This is a genomic window from Nocardia kruczakiae NBRC 101016 (genome assembly GCF_001612965.1).
GTDB lineage: Bacteria > Actinomycetota > Actinomycetes > Mycobacteriales > Mycobacteriaceae > Nocardia > Nocardia kruczakiae.
In genome coordinates, this window is the sequence record NZ_BDBL01000041.1 from 54,834 (window position 1) to 75,550 (window position 20,717).

20 protein-coding genes are annotated in these 20,717 nt (G+C 67.6%); 9 read left to right on the top strand and 11 right to left on the bottom strand.

The window, feature by feature from the left end; all coding sequences use genetic code 11:
- Nucleotides 1-37: 37 nt before the first annotated feature.
- Nucleotides 38-1,171, bottom strand: coding sequence for an epoxide hydrolase family protein (locus tag NK1_RS26485; RefSeq protein WP_063012976.1), 1,134 nt, complete (start codon nt 1,169-1,171; stop codon nt 38-40).
- Nucleotides 1,172-1,258: 87 nt separating this feature from the next.
- Here NK1_RS26485 and NK1_RS26490 point away from each other — a divergent pair, with 87 nt between their 5' ends.
- The gene (locus tag NK1_RS26490; protein ID WP_063012978.1) at nt 1,259-1,906 is read left to right on the top strand and encodes a TetR/AcrR family transcriptional regulator; all 648 of its coding nucleotides are present in this window, start codon (nt 1,259-1,261) and stop codon (nt 1,904-1,906) included.
- Between the two features lie 49 nt (nt 1,907-1,955).
- Here NK1_RS26490 and NK1_RS26495 read toward each other — a convergent pair whose 3' ends face one another.
- On the bottom strand, nt 1,956-3,443 hold the full coding sequence (locus tag NK1_RS26495; RefSeq protein WP_063012980.1) for an FAD-dependent monooxygenase: 1,488 nt from the start codon (nt 3,441-3,443) through the stop codon (nt 1,956-1,958).
- Nucleotides 3,444-3,530: 87 nt separating this feature from the next.
- Between NK1_RS26495 and NK1_RS26500 the strand changes: the two genes are divergently transcribed.
- Entirely contained in the window at nt 3,531-4,172 is a 642-nt protein-coding gene (locus tag NK1_RS26500) for a TetR/AcrR family transcriptional regulator C-terminal domain-containing protein (protein WP_063012982.1), read from the top strand.
- A gap of 116 nt (nt 4,173-4,288) precedes the next feature.
- Here the strand turns inward: NK1_RS26500 and thiC are convergent, their stop codons facing one another.
- The 4 genes from thiC to NK1_RS26520 form a co-directional block, all read right to left on the bottom strand.
- The gene (gene thiC / locus NK1_RS26505) at nt 4,289-5,920 is read right to left on the bottom strand and encodes a phosphomethylpyrimidine synthase ThiC (RefSeq protein WP_063012984.1); all 1,632 of its coding nucleotides are present in this window, start codon (nt 5,918-5,920) and stop codon (nt 4,289-4,291) included.
- A 162-nt stretch (nt 5,921-6,082) separates the two neighbouring features.
- Nucleotides 6,083-7,273 (bottom strand): fumarylacetoacetase, encoded by a 1,191-nt coding sequence (gene fahA, locus NK1_RS26510; protein ID WP_245660831.1) that lies wholly within the window; start codon nt 7,271-7,273, stop codon nt 6,083-6,085.
- Nucleotides 7,270-8,478, bottom strand: a complete 1,209-nt coding sequence (locus tag NK1_RS26515; protein WP_063012986.1) for a homogentisate 1,2-dioxygenase — start codon at nt 8,476-8,478, stop codon at nt 7,270-7,272. Before NK1_RS26515 ends, fahA begins: the two co-directional genes overlap by 4 nt.
- A 124-nt stretch (nt 8,479-8,602) precedes the next feature.
- The gene (locus NK1_RS26520) at nt 8,603-9,229 is read right to left on the bottom strand and encodes a TetR/AcrR family transcriptional regulator (RefSeq protein ID WP_030516593.1); all 627 of its coding nucleotides are present in this window, start codon (nt 9,227-9,229) and stop codon (nt 8,603-8,605) included.
- Between the two features lie 289 nt (nt 9,230-9,518).
- Here NK1_RS26520 and NK1_RS26525 point away from each other — a divergent pair, with 289 nt between their 5' ends.
- A complete protein-coding gene (locus NK1_RS26525; protein ID WP_063012989.1) occupies nt 9,519-11,345 on the top strand; it encodes an acyl-CoA dehydrogenase in 1,827 nt (608 codons plus the stop codon).
- 112 nt (nt 11,346-11,457) lie between these two features.
- Nucleotides 11,458-12,096 (top strand): hypothetical protein, encoded by a 639-nt coding sequence (locus NK1_RS26530; protein ID WP_063012991.1) that lies wholly within the window; start codon nt 11,458-11,460, stop codon nt 12,094-12,096.
- On the opposite strand, the gene NK1_RS26535 is transcribed toward NK1_RS26530, so the two are convergent.
- Genes NK1_RS26535 through NK1_RS26545 form a run of 3 tightly spaced genes read right to left on the bottom strand, consistent with a single transcriptional unit; the run spans nt 12,077 to nt 14,520 of the window.
- Nucleotides 12,077-12,928: an exodeoxyribonuclease III gene (locus NK1_RS26535; protein ID WP_063012993.1), complete on the bottom strand. Its 852-nt coding sequence runs from the start codon at nt 12,926-12,928 to the stop codon at nt 12,077-12,079. The genes NK1_RS26530 and NK1_RS26535 overlap by 20 nt on opposite strands.
- Before the next feature lie 22 nt (nt 12,929-12,950).
- Nucleotides 12,951-13,940, bottom strand: a complete 990-nt coding sequence (locus tag NK1_RS26540; protein ID WP_063012995.1) for an N-acetylglutamate synthase, CG3035 family — start codon at nt 13,938-13,940, stop codon at nt 12,951-12,953.
- Nucleotides 13,930-14,520: a peptide deformylase gene (locus NK1_RS26545; RefSeq protein WP_063012997.1), complete on the bottom strand. Its 591-nt coding sequence runs from the start codon at nt 14,518-14,520 to the stop codon at nt 13,930-13,932. Before NK1_RS26545 ends, NK1_RS26540 begins: the two co-directional genes overlap by 11 nt.
- A 126-nt stretch (nt 14,521-14,646) precedes the next feature.
- Between NK1_RS26545 and napA the strand changes: the two genes are divergently transcribed.
- The 4 genes from napA (at nt 14,647) to NK1_RS26565 (ending at nt 17,613) form a co-directional block, all read left to right on the top strand.
- Nucleotides 14,647-15,024 carry a nucleoid-associated protein NapA gene (gene napA / locus NK1_RS26550; protein ID WP_063012999.1) on the top strand — a complete coding sequence of 126 codons (378 nt, stop codon included), beginning with the start codon at nt 14,647-14,649 and terminating at the stop codon, nt 15,022-15,024.
- Between the two features lie 54 nt (nt 15,025-15,078).
- Nucleotides 15,079-15,648, top strand: coding sequence for a LytR C-terminal domain-containing protein (locus NK1_RS26555; protein WP_174552754.1), 570 nt, complete (start codon nt 15,079-15,081; stop codon nt 15,646-15,648).
- Nucleotides 15,649-15,764: 116 nt separating this feature from the next.
- Nucleotides 15,765-16,454 carry a superoxide dismutase[Cu-Zn] gene (gene sodC, locus NK1_RS26560; RefSeq protein ID WP_063013003.1) on the top strand — a complete coding sequence of 230 codons (690 nt, stop codon included), beginning with the start codon at nt 15,765-15,767 and terminating at the stop codon, nt 16,452-16,454.
- Nucleotides 16,455-16,467: 13 nt separating this feature from the next.
- Nucleotides 16,468-17,613 (top strand): glutamate--cysteine ligase, encoded by a 1,146-nt coding sequence (locus tag NK1_RS26565; RefSeq protein WP_063013005.1) that lies wholly within the window; start codon nt 16,468-16,470, stop codon nt 17,611-17,613.
- A gap of 415 nt (nt 17,614-18,028) precedes the next feature.
- On the opposite strand, the gene NK1_RS26570 is transcribed toward NK1_RS26565, so the two are convergent.
- Together NK1_RS26570 and NK1_RS26575 are read right to left on the bottom strand one after the other, a co-directional pair.
- Nucleotides 18,029-18,805 carry an alpha/beta fold hydrolase gene (locus NK1_RS26570; protein WP_063013007.1) on the bottom strand — a complete coding sequence of 259 codons (777 nt, stop codon included), beginning with the start codon at nt 18,803-18,805 and terminating at the stop codon, nt 18,029-18,031.
- Between the two features lie 94 nt (nt 18,806-18,899).
- Entirely contained in the window at nt 18,900-19,205 is a 306-nt protein-coding gene (locus NK1_RS26575; protein WP_063013009.1) for a hypothetical protein, read from the bottom strand.
- A gap of 219 nt (nt 19,206-19,424) precedes the next feature.
- On the opposite strand from NK1_RS26575, the gene NK1_RS26580 reads away from it, so the two are divergent.
- Nucleotides 19,425-20,699: a phosphatase PAP2 family protein gene (locus tag NK1_RS26580; RefSeq protein ID WP_063013034.1), complete on the top strand. Its 1,275-nt coding sequence runs from the start codon at nt 19,425-19,427 to the stop codon at nt 20,697-20,699.
- The last annotated feature ends 18 nt before the right edge of the window (nt 20,700-20,717 follow it).

A 20,717-nucleotide genomic window follows, 5' to 3' on the forward strand; every position in this document is an offset into this window, starting at 1 on the left:
CGGCTGAGCAGTCGGTGACTGCTCAGCCGCCGGGGATTCACCGGACCCGGGCGAAGAACGTCCGGATGTCGCCGACCAGCACCTCCGGCGCCTCGTGCGCGGCGTAGTGTCCGGCCGCATCGTTGGGTCCGCCGGTCACCGATCCCACGTCGTAGGAATTCCAGCTGACGATGTTCTGGTGGTCGCGCTCGGCGAACCGGCGGATCGAGCGGAAATCCCCGGCGAACATGGCGAGCGCGGTCGGGGTGGTGGTCGGCCCGGACGGACGCTCGGTGGCGTGGGCATTCTCGTAGTAGAACCGGATCGAGGAGGCCGCGGTGCCGGTGAGCCAGTACAGCGCGATATTGCCGATCACGAATTCCGGATCGAGACTTTCGCCGAAAAGCTGTGCGTTCCAGCCCAGCAGCCCGAGCGGAGAGTCGCTCAACGCGTAGGCCAGCGTCTGCGGCTGCTGGCTGCACAGAATGTTGAACGCCATCTTGTTGTCCTGGAACCACTGCAGGTGCGCGAGCGCCCCCAGATCCTCTTCGGACAGTCCGTCGAATTCGGCCGGGTCGCCGGAGGGGAAGGAGAACAACTGCGTCACGTGGACGCCCACCACGCGATCGCCGGCCAGCCGGCCGATCTCCGGGGAGATCATCGACCCACCGTCGTTGCCGATCGCGCCGAAGCGCTCGTAACCGAGCCGATCCATCAGCTCCACCCAGGCGCGCGCGGTGCGCTGGGTGCCCCAGCCGGTGCTGCGGGTCGGGCCGGAGAAGCCGAAGCCCGGCAGCGACGGCAGGACCACGTGGAAGGCCGGATGGTCGGGGGATTCCGGTTCGGTCAGCGCCTCGATCACGTCCAGGTACTCCAGCACCGATCCGGGCCAGCCGTGGGTGAGGATGACCGGCAACGCATCCGGCCGCGACGAGCGGACGTGCAGGAAGTGAATATCCTCGCCGTCGATCTCCGTGCGGAACTGCGGATGCGCATTCAGTCGCGCTTCCGTTGCGCGCCAATCGAAGTCGTTCAACCAGTATTTCGCCAGCGTGCGCACCCGATCGCCCGGAACACCGTAGGCGTCGCCGACGCCGGGCAGCTCGTCCGGCCACAGCGCCCGCCGCAGCCGATCGGCGAGGTCGTCGAGGCGGTCCTGCGGGATGTCGACGTGGAACGGGCGGATGGTCATGATCGTCTCCTTTTGGAACGGAATGTTTCGTTCTGTTGGAACCGTATCAGAACGGATCATTCCGTTTCAAGTGCTAGGCTGAAAACCATGCCGAAACCAACCGACGCCCCAGCTCGCCAGGCGCTTCCCGGTCGCAAGGCGCAGGCCGCGCGCAACGACGGGATCATCCTCGATGCCGCTCGCGCGGTTTTCCTCGCCGATGCGACCGCCCCGATCTCGGCCGTCGCAGAACGTGCCGGAGTGGGGATCAGCGCGCTGTACCGCCGCTATCCGAGTAAGGAGGCGTTGCTGCGCACCCTCTGCTATCAGGGGCTGTGCCGCTACAACGCCGAGGCCGAGGCCGCGCTGGAGTCGGTGGCCGACGCCGACGTGCTCGCCGAATTCCTGCGCCGGGTGGTCGACGCCGATGTGCATTCGCTGACCGTGCGACTGGCCGGCACCTTCACCCCGGACGAATCGTTCGCCCCTCAGGTGCGTCGTTCCGCGGAGCTGAACGAGGAAATACTGCGCCGGGCACAGGTTTCCGGCGCCGTCCGCGACGGGGTGACGATCGCCGATCTCAGCCTGGTTCTGGAGGCCTGCGCCGCGATCATCCTCCCCGACGCCACTCGAACCGCGCAGTTGCGCCACCGCATACTCGCTCTGCTGCTCGACGGACTGCGCACCCCCGGCGAACTCCCCGGCCCCGCACCGCAACCCGATGATTTCGTCGCCCGCTGGGCACCCCGGAAGTAGCGGCGACACCACGGCGGGTGCCGATAGAGGGCCTGCGTAGCCGCCGGGATCACCGGTCGGCCGAAGCGGGGCCGACCCAGGCGGTGAGTGCCGTGTTCAGTCCCTCGGTAGTGGAATCGCTTGCGGCCCAAGCGATATACCCATCCGGTCGGATGAGGGTGTAGGTGGGCGCCGGAACCGGGCCGAATCCGGGAATGATCCATTCGGTGGCCGGATCCGTTGCGCACACGATGTCCACCCGGTCCTTCCGCTCGCTGATATCGGGGATCTCGGCCGCATTGCGCACCAGCAGAATCGGACGTCCCGAACGCATCAGCTCGTGCACGCGGGTGGGCCCGTCGGCGGTTGCGATATCGGCATCCGGCACGCGCCGGCCGCACAGCGGATGCTGGTCCCCGCAGTCGTAGCGGATGTCCAGCGCGGTGATCATGAGCCCGAGGCGGTGGCGCACCTCGTCGATGTCGAAAAGGTCGGACATGCTGTCGCGCAACGCGTCCACGTGCGCACCGGGCCGTGACAGCGCCGTCTGAGCGCGCGTGTTCCGCAGTACGCGCGCCGCGATCGGATGGCGTTCGGATTCGTAGGTGTCCAGCAGTGCGTCGGAAGCGTTGCCGCGCAACACGGCCGCGATCTTCCAGCCCAGATTGACCGCATCCTGCAGCCCCAGATTCTGGCCCTGGCCACCGGCCGGGAAATGGATGTGCGCGGCGTCGCCCGCCAGGAACACCCGGCCCACGCGGTAGCGGTCGGCCTGCCGGGCGGCATCGCCGTAGTGGGTGACCCACCGCGGGCTGTGCATGCCGAAATCGGTGCCCGCGAGGTCGGTGAACGCGCTGCGGAATTCGTCGAAGGTCACTGCGCTGCCGCGCTCGCGCACCCGGTCGTGGCACTGGGCGATCAACCGGTACCACCCGGGCTCGAACTGGATCACCGAATAGTCGCCGGTCGCACCGCGGGCGCCGAAGAACAGCTCGGCGGGGGGAGCGGCGAGTTCGACGTCGGCGATCATGCCCGTCACCGTCGCGTCCGTGCCGTCGAAGCCGATGCCCGCGAGCTTGCGCACCGAACTGCGCCCGCCGTCGCAGCCGACCAGGTAGGCCGCGCGGATCCGGCGCGGACGGCTCCCGCCGACTTCGACCTCCACCCCGGAATCGTCCTGGCGGAATCCGGTGACGGGCGAATCCCAGTGCACGGGCGCGCCGGCCGCCGTCGCGTGGCGGTCCAATTCGCGTTCGATCACCGACTGCAACACCGCGAGGGTGTACGGGAAGCGGGTGTGGAAATCTCCGAAGTCGAGCGGGAGTCCGCCGAAGTGGCCGCGCGGCAGTGTGCGCCCCTGTCGCAGGAGGTCGTCGAGCAGGCCGCGCTGGTCGAGGATCTCCATGGTGCGCGCGTGGATACCTCCGGCGCGGGATTCACCGGTGCGCGCCGGCAGCGCGTCGAGTACCTCCACCGCGACGCCGGCCAGTCGCAATTCGTACGCCAGCATCAGCCCGGTAGGCCCGCCACCTGCGACGACTACATCCGTTGTGTGCACGACCCGCTCCTTAACGTTGTTAAATCCTTAACGCCGTTAAGGACACCAGAACATTGTTAAGCTGTCAAGCAATCGACTGGAGGTGCGATGAAACTCGACGCCAACGCCATCGGCGCGGCCGCGCTGGAGCTGCTGGACGAGACCGGGCTCGACGGCCTGACCATGCGCAAGGTGGCGTCGGCGCTCGATGTGCAGGCGCCGGCGCTCTACTGGCATGTCAAGAACAAGCAGGAATTGCTCGATGTGATGGCGCGCGCGGTCTTCGCCGCCGCGGTCGACCGCGTGGAGGGGCCGCGCCGGGGCGAAACCTGGCAGGATTGGATCGCCGAACTGGCGGGGCGCCTGCGCAGTTCGATGCTGCGGCACCGCGACGGCGGCCGACTGCTCGCCGGGACCTACGTCAGCGACGAATCCATGTGGCGCACCATGGAATTGACCCTACGCACGCTGGAGGACGCGGGGTTCTCCGCCGACGAGGCGGGGTGGGTCTTCCCGATCGTGCTGCATTACACGGTCGGATTCGTGATCGAGGAGCAGGCGCGCACCGGTGCGGATTACGGTGCCGACAACCCCTATGCGCAGATCGACCGAGCGGTCGACCCCGATCGGTACCCGCGCACGGCGAATCTGGTCACGAAGCTGTCCGCCATGGATCCGGACGACGAATTCGCCCACGGCGTCCGCGTGATCCTCACCGGCATCCGGACGCTCGCGAACATCGAGCGATGAGCTGACATCCGCGGACCGGCGGCGCATCTGCGGCGCCGACGCGCACCCTGGCGGCGGGCGGGCGTCGGCGCACGCAGCGCAACGGCAGCGCCGTTACGGCACAACAGCTTTCGCTGTCACGACACGACGGGCAGGTAGACCTTTCCACCGGCCTCGGCGAATTCGGCCGACTTCTCGGCCATACCGGCCTCGATGGCCTCCACGTCGGTGAGCCCCTGCTTCTCCGCGTACTCGCGCACATCGGCGGAGATACGCATCGAGCAGAACTTCGGGCCGCACATCGAGCAGAAGTGGGCCGTCTTGGCGGGTTCGGCGGGCAGCGTTTCGTCGTGGTACTCCCGCGCGGTGTCGGGATCCAGCGACAGCGCGAACTGGTCGTGCCAGCGGAATTCGAAGCGCGCCTTGGACAGTGCGTCGTCGCGTTCCTGCGCCCGCGGATGTCCCTTGGCGAGATCGGCCGAATGGGCGGCGATCTTGTAGGTGATGACGCCGGTCTTCACATCGTCGCGATTGGGCAGCCCCAGATGTTCCTTCGGGGTGACGTAGCAGAGCATCGCGGTGCCGGCCTGCGCGATGATCGCCGCGCCGATCGCCGAGGTGATGTGGTCGTAGGCCGGTGCGATATCGGTGGCGAGCGGGCCCAGCGTGTAGAACGGCGCCTCCTCGCACAGCTCCTCCTCGAGCCGCACGTTCTCCACGATCTTGTGCATCGGAACGTGGCCCGGGCCCTCGATCATCACCTGCACGCCATGCGATTTCGCGATCTTGGTCAGCTCGCCGAGCGTGCGCAGTTCGGCGAACTGCGCCTCGTCGTTGGCATCGGCGATCGAACCGGGCCGCAACCCGTCGCCGAGCGAGAAGGTGATGTCGTATTTCGCCAGGATCTCGCACAGTTCCGCGAAGTTGGTGTACAGGAACGATTCCTGGTGGTGGGCCAGACACCATGCCGCCATGATCGAACCGCCGCGCGAGACGATGCCGGTGACGCGCTTGGCGGTCAGCGGGACGTACCGCAGCAGCACCCCCGCATGCACGGTCATGTAGTCCACGCCCTGCTCGGCCTGCTCGATCACGGTGTCGCGATAGATTTCCCAGGTCAGCTGGGTCGGATCGCCGTTCACCTTCTCCAGTGCCTGATAGATCGGCACGGTGCCGACGGGTACCGGCGAATTCCGCAGGATCCATTCGCGGGTCTCGTGGATGTTCTTACCGGTGGACAGGTCCATGATGGTGTCGGCGCCCCAGCGGGTGGCCCACACCATCTTCTCCACCTCTTCGGCGATCGAGGAGGTGACCGCGGAATTGCCGATATTGGCATTGATCTTCACCGCGAACTTCTTGCCGATGATCATCGGCTCGCATTCGGGATGGTTGTGATTGGCGGGGATCACGGCCCGGCCGGCGGCCACCTCGTCGCGAACCAGTTCCGGCGAAACGCCTTCGCGCGCAGCGATATACCGCATCTCGGCGGTGATCGCCCCGGCCCTGGCCCAGGCCAGCTGCGTACGTGGTCCCGGCACGTCCGGCTGGGTCCAACCGGCGCGGAGCTTCGGTAGTCCGGCCTCCAGGTCGATCGTGGCCGAATCGTCGGTGTACGGGCCGGAGGTGTCGTAGACGTCGAAGTGTTCGCCGTTGGTCAGGTTGATCCGGCGGACCGGGATGCGCAACGTCGTCCCGTCGGCGTCGATCTGCTCGTAGTGCTTTGCGCTGCCCGCGATGGGGCCCGTGGTGACATGGTTCGACGACATGTGAGCTCAATCCTCCCTACGCCGGCATTACCCGGTCAGGTTCGTACGGTCGACGGCCCTGAACCGCCCGAATGGGCTAGCCGTCCTCTCAGCCCGCTGGTGCGAGCCCCCGTTGGCACGATGTGGTACCCGGCCGAGGGTACCGCGCGACCGTGGGGCGCGTCACTGCCCCTCGAATCGGGCGGGCAGGATCCGCCCGCGAACCTCACCCAGTTCGATCCGTCCGCCGGCCGGGCCCGGCGCGGTGGCGGTGATGACGACGGTGTCGCCGTCGGCGAGGAAGGTTCGCGGCGAACCGCCGACATCGACGGGTTCGGTCCCGTCGGCCGACAGTTCGATGAAGGATCCGCTCTGCCGCGGCAGCGGACCGGAGACGGTGCCCGAGGCGAACAGATCGCCCGGGCGGGTACCGGCGCCGTTGACGGTCAGGTGAGCCAGCATCTGCGCCGGGGACCAGTACATGGTCCGGTAGGGCGGCGCACTGACCTCCACCCCGTTCCAGCACACCCGCATGTCGATATCGAGGCCCCAATTCTGCTGTCCCCGAAGGTAATCCAGTGGTTCCGGATCCTGTCCGGGGAGCGGCACCCGTGCCGCCTCCAGGGCGGCGAGCGGCGTGATCCACGCGGCGGCGGAGGTGGCGAACGATTTGCCTAGGAAGGGACCGAGCGGCTGTCCCTCCCAGGCCTGGATGTCGCGGGCGGACCAGTCGTTCACCAGCGCGACGCCGAAGACGTGGTCGGCGAAGTCGTCGACCGGGACCGGTGTGCCGAGTTCGGATCCCACGCCGATCACGAAGCCGAGTTCGGCCTCGATATCCAGCCGCCGCGAGGGCGCGAAAGCCGGTGTCGCCGTGCCGGTTCGAATCTGCCCGCAGGGCCGTCGCACCGGCGTGCCCGAGACCACCACGCTGCCCGCGCGCCCGTGATAGCCGACCGGCAGATGACGCCAATTCGGTAGCAGCGCTTCGCCGTTCGGCCGCAGGAAGCCGCCCAGGCGGGTGGCGTGGTCGATACTGGCGTAGAAGTCCACGTAGTCGCCGATGGATATCGGCAACTTCAGTTGCACCGAATCCAGCGAATGAATCGCTTCCGCGGGCAGCGGACCGCGCGCGGCTTCCCGCAGTCGTTCGCGCACGCTGTGCCAATGCACCGGACCGCGAGCGAGAAAGTCGTTCACAGTCGGTCGCGCGAAGCGCGAATCATCCAGTAGCGCAGCGATATCCAGCACGTACGCGCCCAGCCGGACGCCGACGCGGAACGGCGCGCCGGGTGGTGCGAAGACTCCGTAGGGCAGGTGGTCCGGCCCGAAGGGGTCGTCGTCGTCCACCGGCGGCCGCACCCTCGCGGTCACGCCCGCTCCGAACTCGGCCCGCGCCCCGACCAGGTCCACGCATAGTCCGGATCCTCGCAGGCCAGGGCGCCCTCGCCGAGACCCAGCGGCCGGAAGGTGTCGACCATCACCGCCAGTTCGTCGAAGAATTCCACGCCGATACTGCGTTCGTAGGCGCCCGGCTGCGGACCGTGCGCATATCCGCCCGGATGCACCGAGACCGAACCCGGTCCGATACCGGAACCGCGGCGGGCTTCGTAGTTTCCGCCGCAGTAGAACAGGATCTCGTCGGAGTCGACATTGGAGTGGTAGTAGGGCACCGGAATCGACAGCGGGTGATAGTCGACCTTGCGGGGAACGAAATCGCAGATCACGAAGTTGGTGCCCGCGAAGGCCTGATGCACCGGAGGTGGCTGATGAATACGGCCGGTGATCGGTTCGAAATCGGCGATGTTGAACCGGTACGGGTACAGGCAGCCGTCCCAGCCCACCACGTCGAACGGGTGATCGGCGTACACCATTCGGGTGCCGAGTATTTCGGCGCCGGGCCGATGTTTCACCAGAACCTCGACCTCGGTCCCGGACTCCTGCAGCGGTTCGGCCGGACCGTGCAGATCCCGCTCGCAGTACGGCGCATTCTCCAGGAACTGGCCGAATGCGGACAGATAGCGCTTCGGTGCGGTGATATGTCCGGTCGCCTCGACGATATAGCCGCGCAGCGGTTCCGGTCCGTCCGGCCGCCAGCGATGCGTGGTCGCCCGCGGCAGCAGCACATGATCGCCGGCGCGCACCGGCAGCCGCCCGAAGACGGTGTCCACCACACCCGAACCGGCCTCGACGTAGACGAGTTCGTCACCGATCGCGTTGCGGTACAAGGGGGATTCGCGCAGCGCCGCCACATAGGAGATACGCACGTCGTCGTTGCCGAGGATCAGGCGGCGGCCGGTCACGACATCGGTCTGCGCGAATACGGACTCGGGGAACAGTTCGTGCAGCCGCAGGTGCCGGTGCCGCAGCGGATGGTTCGGCACGGTCCGCGAATTCGGCGGCCGCCACGCGGAGGAGTCGACGATCGCCGGCGGCAGGCCGCGGTGATACAGCAGTGACGAGTCCCCGGTGAAGCCTTCCTCGCCCATCAACTCCTCGTAGAGCAGCTGCCCCCGTTCGTCACGATGCTGGGTGTGCCGCTTCGGCGGTAGGGAACCCAGTTGCCGATAGAACGCCATACCGCTCTCCCGCCGGGTCGCTGGTCGAATGGACGCCGATTTCCATTTTAGCTAGCGCAATTGCCGGAGAGGGCGAAGTTTGATCGGCAGATCTACCAGTCGAGCGGCAATTCGGCGGCAGCGCTCACGCCGAGCGCAGCGCCCGGTAGACCGCCGCGCCCACGAAGGCGCCCAGGTCCTGCGGCGTCCACTTGTCGCCCTCGGTCACCAGTGTGCGCACCGCGCCCTCGCCGGCGGATACCCACAACTCCACCAGCGCGGGCAGTTTGCGCTCCGCGTCGACGGTTCCCCATGCCTCCAGGGTGGGCCGCAACCGGCGGGTGCACCGCTCGACCGCGAAGCTGCGCCCGCGCCCGAACGAACTCGCCACCGCCGGATCGGGGTTGCCGTGCAACAGTTTCCAGGTGTCGGGGCGTTTGGAGACGGTCTCGAGCAGGGCGCGGAAGCCCTCGACGAAGACCTCTTCGTCGGCCTCGACCCGGCGCGGTGGCAGGGCGTCCATGATGCCGGCCAGCAGCAGCCCCTCCTCGCGCTGGATCAGGGCGTTGATGAGTTCGACGCGGTCGGCGAAGCAGGCGTAGACCACCGGCCGGGTCACGGTCAGGCGTTCGGCCACGGCGGCGATGGTGACGGCCGCGATGCCCTCGTCCGCCGCGATGCGCAGCGCCGCGTCCAGAACCTGCGGGCGTCGGCGTTCGGGGCCGAGATGCTGGGCCCGTTGACGCGGTCGCACCGCGGATTCCGAAGCCATGGCGAACAAGATAGCAGTGGTAGAGGCCGATTATGCCGGTCGCATCGCGCCGCTGCCGGGCAGGTGGGCGGGCGGGACGCGGCCGATCGCGGATGTCGAATGCGAGCACATTCCGAGCAAATCGCCGCGACGCGGCGCACGATTGGGGAAAGTGAATCGCGGATGGACTGGTCCGCCCGCATAAGTTACCCCGAATTCTCTAGTCTCGGCCGGTTACGGTTGCGTAAGTGAACCCGGGTACGGCAACCTCCGACGGAGAACATCCCACGACGGCGAGGAGGCCCTGAGCGTGTCGCACTACAAGGCGAACATTCGGGATATCGAGTTCAACTTGTTCGAGGTGTTGGGGATCGGCGCGCTGCTGGAGACCGGCGCGTACGGCGATCTGGATACCGAAACCGCACGCGGAATGCTCACCGAGGTGCAGCGGTTGGCCGAGGGGCCGGTAGCCGAATCGTTCGTCGACGCCGATCGCAATCCGATCTCGTTCGATGCCGCCGAGCACGAGGTCGTGGTGCCCGACCCGCTGCGCAAGACGGTCGCGGCGGTCAACGAGGCCGGCTGGTCCGGGCTGGGCATGCCCGAGGAGATGGGCGGCGTCGACGCCCCGTCGCCGCTGATCTGGGCGACGCAGGAAATGCTCGTCGCGGCGAACAATTCGGCCAGCTTCTTCAACATGGGCCCGCTCATGCACCAGGTGCTCTATCGCGAGGGCACCGAGGAACAGCGCCGGTGGGCCGAGCACGCCTGGGAAAACCGCTGGGGCGGAACGATGGTGCTCACCGAACCCGATGCCGGATCCGATGTCGGCATGGGCCGCACCAAGGCCGTCCAGCAGCCTGACGGCACCTGGCACATCGAAGGCGTGAAGCGTTTCATCTCCGGCGGTGACGTCGGCGATACCGCCGACAACATCTTCCACCTCACCCTGGCGCGGCCCGAGGGCGCCGGCCCGGGTACCAAGGGCCTGTCGCTGTTCGTGGTGCCGAAGTACCTGTTCGACTCGCAGACAATGGAATTGGGCGAGCGCAACGGCGTGCTGGTGACCAATCTCGAACACAAGATGGGCATCAAGTCCTCGCCCACCTGTGAGCTGACCTACGGCGGCGACAAGCCCGCGATCGGTTATCTGGTCGGCGATGTGCACAACGGCATCGCGCAGATGTTCAAGGTCATCGAGAACGCGCGCATGATGGTCGGCGTGCTGTCGGCGGGAACGCTGTCCACCGGATACCTGAACGCACTGGAGTACGCGAAGACTCGCGTCCAGGGCGCCGACCTGACCCAGATGGCCGACAAGACCGCTCCGCGCGTCACCATCACCCACCACCCGGACGTCCGGCGCAGCCTGGCGCTGCAGAAGTCCTATGCGGAGGGCCTGCGGGCGCTGTACCTGTATTGCGCGGCGTACCAGAACGACGATGTGGCACAGGCGAATTTCGGCGCCGACCCCGACACCGCCGCGCGGGTCAACGACCTGCTGCTGCCGATCGTCAAGGGCGTCGGCTCGGAACGGGCGTACGAAACCCTCACCGAGTCGCTGCAGACCTTCGGTGGATCGGGATATCTGCAGGACTACCCGATCGAGCAGTACATCCGCGACGTGAAGATCGACTCGCTGTACGAGGGCACGACCGCGATCCAGGCGCAGGACTTCTTCTTCCGCAAGATCGTTCGCGACAAGGGCGTGGCGCTGGGACATGTCGCCGGGCTGATCCAGCAGTTCGCCGAGAGCGAGCCCGATACCCTGAAGGCGGAGAAGACCCTGCTGGGCGCCGCGCTCGCGGATGTGCAGGCGATGGCGACCGCGCTCACCGGTTATCTCGTGGCCGCGGCGCAGACGCCGGAGGAGATCTACAAGGTCGGCCTGGGTTCGGTGCGTTTCCTGCATGCCGTGGGCGATCTCGTCATCGGCTGGCGGCTGCTCGCGCAGGCCCAGATCGCGCAGGCCGCGCTGGCCGGGCAGCCGTCGGAGAAGGATCGGCTGTTCTACACCGGAAAGGTCGGTGTCGCATCGTGGTTCGCCAAGAACCAGCTGCCGCTGCTGAGTGGGGTGCGGGCCGTGGTGGAGAACCTCGACACCGACATCATGCAGATGGAGGAGGGCGCCTTCTAGGCTGAACAGCTCGCACCGCGCACACGGCCGGCCGGGAAATCCCGGCCGGCCGTGGCGTATTCGTGTCCGACTCGCCCGCGTGCGGTACCCGAATGCGGGTACAACTGTCGGCATGGTGTTCCCGATGGCCTTCGGCTGGATCCAGGCATTGCTGGCGGTGCTCTTCGTCGTCGCGATCGCGATGCTGGTCACGGCCGTCCTCCGCGCCCGGAAAGCGGGCTGGCGCAGGCATATCGGGCGCGGCGCGAGCGGTCTGGTGGTGCTGCTGGTGGCGGTCGTCCTGCTGTGGGCGGTGACGCTGCTGCAGACCTACCTCGGGCTGACCGGTGAGGTGAAGGCCGCGCACGTCGTCGCGAAAAGCGTTGCGGGCAGCGACCATACCCTCGATGTGGAGCTCACGCTCTACGGCGACGGCCATCACGACGAGACCCACCAGACCTATCGGATCGAGGGTGATCTGTGGGTGCTACAGGCCGATATCGTGGAATTGGAGCCGTGGGTCAACGCGCTCGGCTTCCATTCCGGCTACAAGGTGACCCGGCTCTACGGGCAGCGGCTCGACGGCAACGCGGTGAATCAGCACCAGACCATGCTCAACGGCGGCGACGGTGACTTCTTCACCGATATGCGCGATCACAGCTGGTACACCGAACCGTTCATCCGCTCGGCATACGGCAACGCGGTGATCGCGATGCCCGGCAGCTACGACGTCTACATCTCCCACGACGCCATCAAGACCCGGCAGAGCTGACCTCCGGCCCCGCCTGCTGCTCCGAGAATTCGACCACCACGGGTGCGTGATCGCTGGCGCCCTTCCCCTTTCGCTCCTCGCGATCGACCCCGGCGTCGACGGCGCGGGCGCTCAGCGCGGGGGAGGCGAGGACGAAATCGATGCGCATACCCTCCTTGCGCGGAAAGCGCAGCTGGGTGTAGTCCCAGTAGGTGTAGACACCCGGGCCGGGCGCGAACGGGCGCATCACATCCGTGAATCCCGCCGCCACGACGGCATCGAACGCGGCGCGCTCCGGCGCCGAGGTGTGCGTCTTGTGCGCGAAGAACTCCGGCGACCACACGTCGTCGTCGGTGGGGGCGATATTCCAGTCGCCGCACAGCGCGATCTGCGCCGACGGATCGGCCCGCAGCCACGCCTGCCCGGAATCACACAGGGCCGCAAGCCATTCCAGCTTGTAGGTGTAGTGCGGATCGCTCAGCGTGCGCCCGTTGGGCACGTACAGGCTCCACACCCGGACGCCGCCGCAGGTGGCGCCGATCGCCCGGGCCTCCACCACCGGCGCGCTCAGCAGCGAGGCCTCGGCGTCCTTGTCGAATCCGGGCTGGCCCGGGAAGGTGACCTCGACGTCGTCGATGCCCACCCGGGAGGCGATCGCCACCCCGTTCCACTGACTGAATCCGGTGTGCACGATCTCGTAGCCGGCCTCCTCGAACCGCTCGGCCGGGAACTGGTCGTCGCGGCATTTGGTTTCCTGGATGGCCAGCACATCGATATCGGCGCGGTCCAGCCACGACACGACCCGATCCACGCGAGATCGGATCGAATTCACATTCCAGGTGGCCAACCGCATGAGGCGAGATTAGTCGGCCGATTCACTCCCGCCGGTGGCGGCCCGCGTCGGGGTCCGGGGCGGCGTAGCGGTAGTTGTGATGGTCGACGAAGCCCATCTCCCGATACATCGCGAGGGCCGCGGCGTTGTTCGCCTCCACCTGGACGTAGGCGTGGGTGGCGCCGCGTTTGTAGCCCCAGTTGATCAGTTCGGCGCAGACGAGGGTGCCCAGGCCGTGCCGGCGGTGTGGTGCGGCGACCGCGAGACAGCTCAGCCCGATCCAGCGGCGGCCGTCGGGAGCGGTGGTGAGGGCACCGCGGCCGATCGCCAGCGGGGTCGGCAGGCCCAGCGCGGCGAAACCGAGTTCACCGTCGCGGACCGCCGTGAGCACGCCCGTGTCCGGCAGCGGCGCGGCCACGTCGACGGTGTCCTCGCCGCGGTGCCGGTGCAATTCCAGCCACGCCGGATGCGGGCCCTCGTCGATGCGGACCATCGACGGACCCTGCGGCAGGACGAATGTGGAGATATCGATGCCGAGCACCATCGTCTCGCCCCAGGTGAGCCAGCCCGGCGGCACCGGCGCCAGGCGATCGGGGAGCCGAAGTTGCAGCGGCAGGCCGTGTTCGGTGTACCACTCGCCGATGCGGTGCAGCGTTCGCATGTCGAGGGCGGCGTTGCGACCCGATTCGCCCAGCGGCACAGCGGAATTCGCGCGATGGGTGTACCCGTTGCCGATGCTGCACAGCCAGCCGTCGAACCAGGCCCGTTCGAGCCCGGGCCAGCCGTCGATAGCCGCCGCTTCCAGCGCCCGGATCTCACCGATCCGAATCGGCCGCGGGCCCAGTGCTTTCACCGCCACCACCCGATCGGTGGCGATGGTCACCACGGTACCGTCGGCGGTGCGGACCTGCACCGGATCCGGTGCCACGAGCTCGCCGATGACATCGGTGAACTGCTGTGGATAACCCTCGGGCAGGCGGTACCGCACCACCACCCGGCGCCCGATCGGGATATCGGGACGGTCAGTCGTCATGCCCGAACGGATCCGGTACGTCGCCCGGCACCCAGCTCAAACCCGGTGTGCCCCAGCCGTTGCGCTTGATCGCCTTCTTCGCGGCGCGGGCGTTGCGGCCGATCAGCACGTCCACATAGAGGAACCCGTCGAGGTGGCCGACCTCGTGCTGGAGCATACGGGCGAAGAACCCCTCGCCCTCGATCGTCACCGGCTCGCCGTGTTCGTCGGTGCCCGTGACCCGCGCCCAGTCCGCGCGGCCGGTGGGGAACTGCTCACCCGGAACGGAGAGGCAGCCCTCCTCGTCGTCGTCGGGATCGGGCATGGTTTCGGGGATCTCGGAGGTCTCCAGCACCGGATTGATCACCGCGCCGCGCCGCCGCCGTACCGAACCGTCGGGCTGCACGTCGGGGCAGTCGTAGACGAACAACCGCAGCGATTCACCGACCTGATTGGCGGCGAGCCCGACTCCGTTGGCGGCGTCGAGGGTTTCGTACATGTCCGCGATCAGGCCGGCGAGTTCGGCCGGCGACTGCGACACCTGCGCTGTCGGGTTGTGCAGAACCGGATCGCCGACGATGCGGATCGGGAGAATCGCCATGGTGGCACACTTTACGCGGCGCCGCGTGTGCGGCCCGACACGCCGTACGACGCCTCGGTGCAGGGGTGTGCCGCGTGGTTGAATGACGACGACTGTCGTCCGTTGTTGATTCGGCGAGGGAGCGATATGGACAGCGCAGCGGCCCGGAATCTATCCGCAAGCGAGGACAGCTCCGCGAGCGAAGAGATCGCGGCAGTGGTCGAAGGCGCCTCCGGCGCGGTGGTCGAGGCAGCCCCCGAGGCCGGCGTGGTCGACGGTCTCACCCGCCGCGAACTGGAAATCCTCGATTTCGAGCGCAAGTGGTGGAAGTACGCGGGCGCCAAGGAAGAAGCCATCCGGGACCTGTTCGCGATGTCGGCCACCCGCTACTACCAGGTCCTCAACGCCGTCGTCGACAAGCCCGAGGCGCTGGCCGCCGATCCGATGCTGGTGAAACGGCTGCGCCGGTTGCGGGCCAGCCGGCAGAAATCGCGGGCGGCGCGGCGGCTGGGCTTCCAGGTCTGACCGGCGGATGTCCGATGCGCGCGCTCGCTCATCCCTGCGACTAGGGTCGACATCGTGAGCAACCCGAATCCGCCCACAGGTGGACCGCCGCTGCGAGCACTCGCGATGGTGCTGATCGCGCTGGCCATCGTCTTCGCGGGCCTCGGCGCGATGTCGCTGTCGAATTCGACGTCCGATTCCGCCGCCGCGGAGACCTCGTCGGATACCGAGACGACGGCCGCCCCGGTCACGACCACCCGCGCCGCCGCCACGACGCCCGCGACGACGGCACCCACGACCACCGCGGCGCCGGCGACCACGCTCACGACCACCACCGCGGCAGCGACCAGCACCGCGGCCGGTGTGGACAAGACCGTCCCGGTCCGGGTGCTGAACAACAGCACCGTCGCCGGCCTGGCCTCCAAGACCGGGAGCCAGCTCACCGCGGCTGGCTTCGACGTCACCGAGACCGGTAACTACCCCGGCGGTGTGATCGCGAAAACAACTGTCTACTACGGAAATTCCCCGCACGAACGGGAGACTGCCCAGGCGATCGCGAATGAGCTGGGCGTATCGGCCGAGCCGCGTTTCGCCGGAATCGCGGACTCGCCGCCGGGCGTCATCGTCATCGTCACGGGTAACTAGAACCCAACCGAGCCCCACCAGTGCGGTGCACAACGGCTCTGGCATCATCTTGTCCGGTAAGGAATCTGTTCAACCAGCACTACTCGTAAACTCGGTACTCGTAAAGGAGTTCTCCGATGGCCCCCTCCGCAACCCGTCGCCCGTCCTGGCGGACCGTGACCCCGATGCTGGCGATCGCGGCTTTCGGCCTGGTCGCCTGCAGCAACAGCCAGGAGTCGAGCGACGTCAAGGGGACCACCCCCGCGGTGTGGACCGGTACCGCCGGTCCGGCGGAGAACTCCGGCACCGGCGCCGAGCAGAACCCGCCCTCCGGCGATTCGGTGTCGGTGCAGTTGAAGGATCCCTCGGGCGCGCAGGTCGGCACCGCCACCATCGCCAAGTCGGGCGACAAACTGCAGATCACCGTCGACGCGCACGGCCTGCAGCCGGGCTTCCACGGCCTGCACATCCACCAGAACGGCAAGTGCGAGCCGAACTCCACCGCGCCGTCCGGCGGCGCGCCGGGCAACTTCCTCTCGGCCGGTGGTCATCTCCAGGTGGGCGATGCGAACACCCACCCGGCCAGCGGCGATCTGACCTCGCTCGAGGTCGGCAAGGACGGCACCGCGAAGCTGGTGACCACCACCGACTCCGTGACGCTGGACCAGATCAAGGGCAAGGCGCTGATGATCCACGCCGGCGCCGACAACTTCGGCAACATCCCGAACCGCTACCTGCAGGCCAACGGTGGCGCGCCCGGGCCCGATGCCGAAACTCTGGCAACCGGCGACGCGGGCGGCCGGGTCGCCTGCGGCGTCATCGGGTAAGAGCGGATTCGTCATGGGTGGGGCTGGCTCTCGAACGGTTCCCTGGAACGGCTCGCCCCGCCCGACGCTGGGCGTCGAATGGGAGATCGCGCTCGTCGACAAACAGACGCGCAATCTCTCCAATACGGCCGCCGCGGTCTTCGACCAGGTCGGTGATCTGCGGGCGCCCAACGGTCCGCCGCACGTCACCAAGGAGTTGCTGAAGAACACGGTCGAACTCGTCAGCGGTGTCCACGACACCGTCGGCGAGGTGGTCGACGAGATGCACAGCACGATGGACACCGTGCGCGCGGCCGCCGACCGGGTCGGTGTGGACCTGTTCTGCGCGGGCACCCATCCGTTCGCCCAGTGGTCGACGCAACAGCTGACCCGCTCCGAGCATTACGACGAACTGATCAGCCGCACCCAGTGGTGGGGGCGCCAGATGCTGATCTGGGGCGTGCACGTGCACGTGGGAGTCTCGCACCCGGAGAAGGTCTTTCCGATTCTCAACACGCTGCTGCTCTCCTATCCGCATCTGCTGGCGCTGTCGGCGTCCTCACCGATGTGGGCCGGCATCGACACCGGGTACGCGAGCAATCGCGCCCTGATGTTCCAGCAGCTGCCGACCGCCGGATTGCCGTTCCAGTTCGAGAACTGGTCCCAGTTCGAGTCCTTCGTGCACGACCAGATGAAAACCGGTGTGTTCGAACAGCTCGGCGGCATGCACTGGGATATCCGCCCCGCGCCGAAGTGGGGGACCATCGAGGTCCGTGTGTGCGACGGAATCCCCAGTCGCTTCGAACTTTCCGCACTCGTCGCGCTGATCCACTGCCTGATCGTGGATCTGGATCGCCGGGTGGAGGCGGGCGAGACCATGCCCACCCTGCCGCCGTGGCATGTGCAGGAGAACAAGTGGCGCGCAGCACGTTACGGGCTGGACGCGATCATCATCACCGACTCCGACAGCAATGAGCGGCTGGTCACCGATGATCTGATGGATCTGCTGGACCGATTGCAGCCCACCGCGAAGCTGTTGCAGTGTGAGAACGAACTCTCACGAGTGCCCGATATCGTCGAGCGCGGGGCGTCCTATCAACGGCAGCGGCGAGTGGCGGCGGCCGCGCAGGGTGATCTGGTGGCAGTGGTGGACGCGCTGGTCAAGGAACTCGACAGCTGAGCCGGCGGGTTGTGGCCGACTCAGCGGGGCGGCGCGGCCGGGGTGATGGCGGTGCCGGCAGCAGCGGGGCGGCGATCAACTCCGTGAGATGGGTTCGGGTGGCGCGGAATTCGCCCCGGATCCAGGCGGCTACTGTCTCACGAGACGCCGACGGCCGCCGCGTCCGGGCACGCCTCCGCTGCCACGACCGGCGCCGCCGTGGAACGGTTCGAGCGGGTGGCCGGGTCGGTCTTCCTCGGCCTGTTCGGTATCGGGCTGTACGACCAGACCATGCTGCCCGCCGTTTCGGCCGCGATGGCTGGCACGTGATCATCGTGCTCGGATGCGGGATCATGCATCCGCAGGTGCGTGAGCTCATGCCGTATCCGTGGACGCGGCGGCAGGAACGCGAATTCCGCGAACCGTTCGAGCGCCGCTACTCGTGCCCGATCGGTAGGAATCGGGCGACCTGCTCGTCGGCGAGGAAGTCCAGCAGCAAACGGTTCACCAGCTCGGGCTTTTCCAGGGGCAGCGCGTGGGAAGTCCCGGGAACGACGGCCAGCTGGGCATCGGTGACGGTGCGGGCGAGCAGCGCACTGTGCTCGACCCGCACCCAGTCGCCGTCACCCTGCATGAACAGCGTCGGTGCGGTGATGCGGGCGATGTCGTCGAGCGAAATCTCGGGCTCGTCGCGCCACATCCGCATGATCTTGTCGTAGACGACCGGGAAGTGGTCCGGGCCGTCCGGCGACAGCGGCGCGTGCAACCCTTCGAACATGGCACGGGTGCCGGCGTCCTCGGCGAATCCGTCCAGTGCCGCCCGCGACGACGCCCACTCGCCGTCCAGCGACAGATACTGGCCGATCACAACGAGTTTGCCGACCAGCTCCGGCCGCGTGATGGCAACCAGCGCCGCCACCGCGCCGCCATCGCTCCATCCGATCAGATGGGCGCCACGCAACGCCAGGGCATCCAGCCAGGCGGCCGTATCCTCGGCCATCGCCGCATAGGTGATCGGCCCGGGCACATCGGCGGTCCTGCCGTGTCCGCGTCGCTCCGGGACGTACACCCGATAGTGCCGGGCCAGCTCGCCCACCTGCTGTCCCCACGACTCGGCCGTCCCCAGCCCGCCGTGCAACAACACCACCGGCGCACTGTCCCCGTGCACCTCGTAGTAGGTCCGCAACCCGCCCGCGTCGATGTATTCACCCATGCGTGCAGTCTGGCCCGAACGCACGGCTCGTGTCGCACACCTGCACAGTATGGGACGGAACTCACCGGTTCGTCCGTGCGTCAACGGTTTTCGGTTATCGGTGTTCGCCGGCGCGCTGGAATTCGCGCCAGGCCTTCTGGGTTTCGGTGAGCTTCGGTCGGGGCGTCCGGTTGCGGAAGAAGTTCACCACCATCGTCACCGGAACGATGAATGCGTGAAAGAAGATCAGGTACGAGCCGCCGTCGAAGAGGAAGGCTAGGTAGAAGGCGTAGCCCAGGAAGAGGCCACCGAAGATGCCGTTGAAGGATCGTGTCGCGTTGCTCTGACCCTGCTGCACCGACGCCATGGCGATCATGACGATCCCGCTGATCGCGAGCAGAGCGACATACCAAGTGAACATGGCTCGAACTGTGGCAGCGCGGCCCTGGTAATCGCTTACGGAAAAGTTGTCGCGGCCGCGCCCGCATGGCAATGGCGCAGATCACATCCGTCGCCGACGTTTCCGCTGTGCGAGGGGCGGCGTTCATCACCTGTTTACGATGATCGGGTGCTGCTCGATGATCCGCGTTCCGACTTCGGTGACGCTCGCCGTGGACGGTTCCGGAAGTGGTCGCCGCACATCGGGGTCCGCGTGCTGCTCATCGCGGTCCCGGCGCTGCTGATCGTGTTGCAGATCCTGGCAGCGCGCAACAACTTCGAGGGCCCGCTGCACAGCCTCTGGGAGGATTTCGCGGGGACGCCCAAATCGGTCTCCGTGCCGTGGGCCGGGCTGGCACTGGCGCTGGTCGGATTGTCGTGGCGGTGGCGCTTTCTCGCCGTGGGTGCGGCGGTGATCGTCGATGCCGTCTGCGCGACGATCCGCGTGCTGCTCGGCGGTCCGCTGACCGTCGGCAACGGCGCGGTCATCGCCCTCACCGCGGTGGCGCTGATCGCCTGGCTCGGCTGGGACGGTACGCGCAAACGCAACGCCCTGTGGGCGGCGGCCTTGGGAGCGCTGCTGATCATCGCCACCAAGGTCGGTGATGTGTGGCTGCATTTCACGGTGGTGGCCGGCCCGGACGTCCGCGACCGCTATCTGGTGCTGGCCGATCACGCCTTCGGTGAACCCGCCTGGGTGATGGGCCGGGTGATCGACGCCCTGGGCCCGGTGGTCTACGCCGTATTGCATTGGGTCTATATCGAACTGCCGGTGGCGGCGATGGTGGTGGCGGTCTGGCAGTTGCGCAAGGTGGTGGGCACCGGGACATGGCCCCGGCACTATCTGGTACGCACCTTCCTGGTGCTGGGACTGGTCGGTCCGGTGATCTACCTGATCTTCCCGGTGGTCGGGCCGATGTTCGCCTTCGGCCCGGACGGGCACGGCCTGCAGGTCGGCAACTACTGGCCACATCTGATTCCCCCCACCGACTACCACCCGAAGCCGATGCCGTTCGACCGGTACACCCCGCGCAACTGCATGCCCTCGATGCACACCGCCTGGGCGACGGCGGTCTTCCTGCACACCCGCCGCGACAACGACGGGACGCCGGCGCCCCGCTGGGTGCGCTGGCCCGGCACGTTCTGGCTGCTCGCGACGCTGGCGGCCACCCTCGGTTTCGGCTATCACTACGGCGCCGACCTGCTGGCCGGGGCCGTGCTGGCCCTGACCGTCGAATCGGTATTGCGCGCACCCGAGCGCGGCTGGGATCGGGCGCGCGCACTGCTGGTCGCCGCCGGCTTCACGCTGCTGATCGGGTTGCTGCTCGCCTACCGGTATCTGGCGGCGTGGATGGCCGAATATCCGCTGCCCGCCGGGATCATCGCGCTCGGGTTGTTCGCCGGATTCGTGGCGGCGTTCTCTCGCACCTGGTTCGCGCGCACGACAGCGGACGTGGCCGAACCGGTCGCGGCGTAGGGATTCGGCGGGGGGATT

Coding starts and splice junctions, on each gene's coding strand:
- thiC (WP_063012984.1), bottom strand. CDS start 5,920: ATGTCGTCGAACCATGTCACCACGGGCCCCATCGCGGGCAGCGCAAAG.
- NK1_RS26565 (WP_063013005.1), top strand. CDS start 16,468: ATGGGTGGGGCTGGCTCTCGAACGGTTCCCTGGAACGGCTCGCCCCGC.
- napA (WP_063012999.1), top strand. CDS start 14,647: ATGGACAGCGCAGCGGCCCGGAATCTATCCGCAAGCGAGGACAGCTCC.
- NK1_RS26485 (WP_063012976.1), bottom strand. CDS start 1,171: ATGACCATCCGCCCGTTCCACGTCGACATCCCGCAGGACCGCCTCGAC.
- NK1_RS26490 (WP_063012978.1), top strand. CDS start 1,259: ATGCCGAAACCAACCGACGCCCCAGCTCGCCAGGCGCTTCCCGGTCGC.
- NK1_RS26545 (WP_063012997.1), bottom strand. CDS start 14,520: ATGGCGATTCTCCCGATCCGCATCGTCGGCGATCCGGTTCTGCACAAC.
- NK1_RS26515 (WP_063012986.1), bottom strand. CDS start 8,478: ATGGCGTTCTATCGGCAACTGGGTTCCCTACCGCCGAAGCGGCACACC.
- NK1_RS26570 (WP_063013007.1), bottom strand. CDS start 18,805: ATGGGTGAATACATCGACGCGGGCGGGTTGCGGACCTACTACGAGGTG.
- NK1_RS26540 (WP_063012995.1), bottom strand. CDS start 13,940: ATGACGACTGACCGTCCCGATATCCCGATCGGGCGCCGGGTGGTGGTG.
- NK1_RS26520 (WP_030516593.1), bottom strand. CDS start 9,229: ATGGCTTCGGAATCCGCGGTGCGACCGCGTCAACGGGCCCAGCATCTC.
- NK1_RS26530 (WP_063012991.1), top strand. CDS start 11,458: ATGGTGTTCCCGATGGCCTTCGGCTGGATCCAGGCATTGCTGGCGGTG.
- NK1_RS26500 (WP_063012982.1), top strand. CDS start 3,531: ATGAAACTCGACGCCAACGCCATCGGCGCGGCCGCGCTGGAGCTGCTG.
- NK1_RS26535 (WP_063012993.1), bottom strand. CDS start 12,928: ATGCGGTTGGCCACCTGGAATGTGAATTCGATCCGATCTCGCGTGGAT.
- sodC (WP_063013003.1), top strand. CDS start 15,765: ATGGCCCCCTCCGCAACCCGTCGCCCGTCCTGGCGGACCGTGACCCCG.
- NK1_RS26575 (WP_063013009.1), bottom strand. CDS start 19,205: ATGTTCACTTGGTATGTCGCTCTGCTCGCGATCAGCGGGATCGTCATG.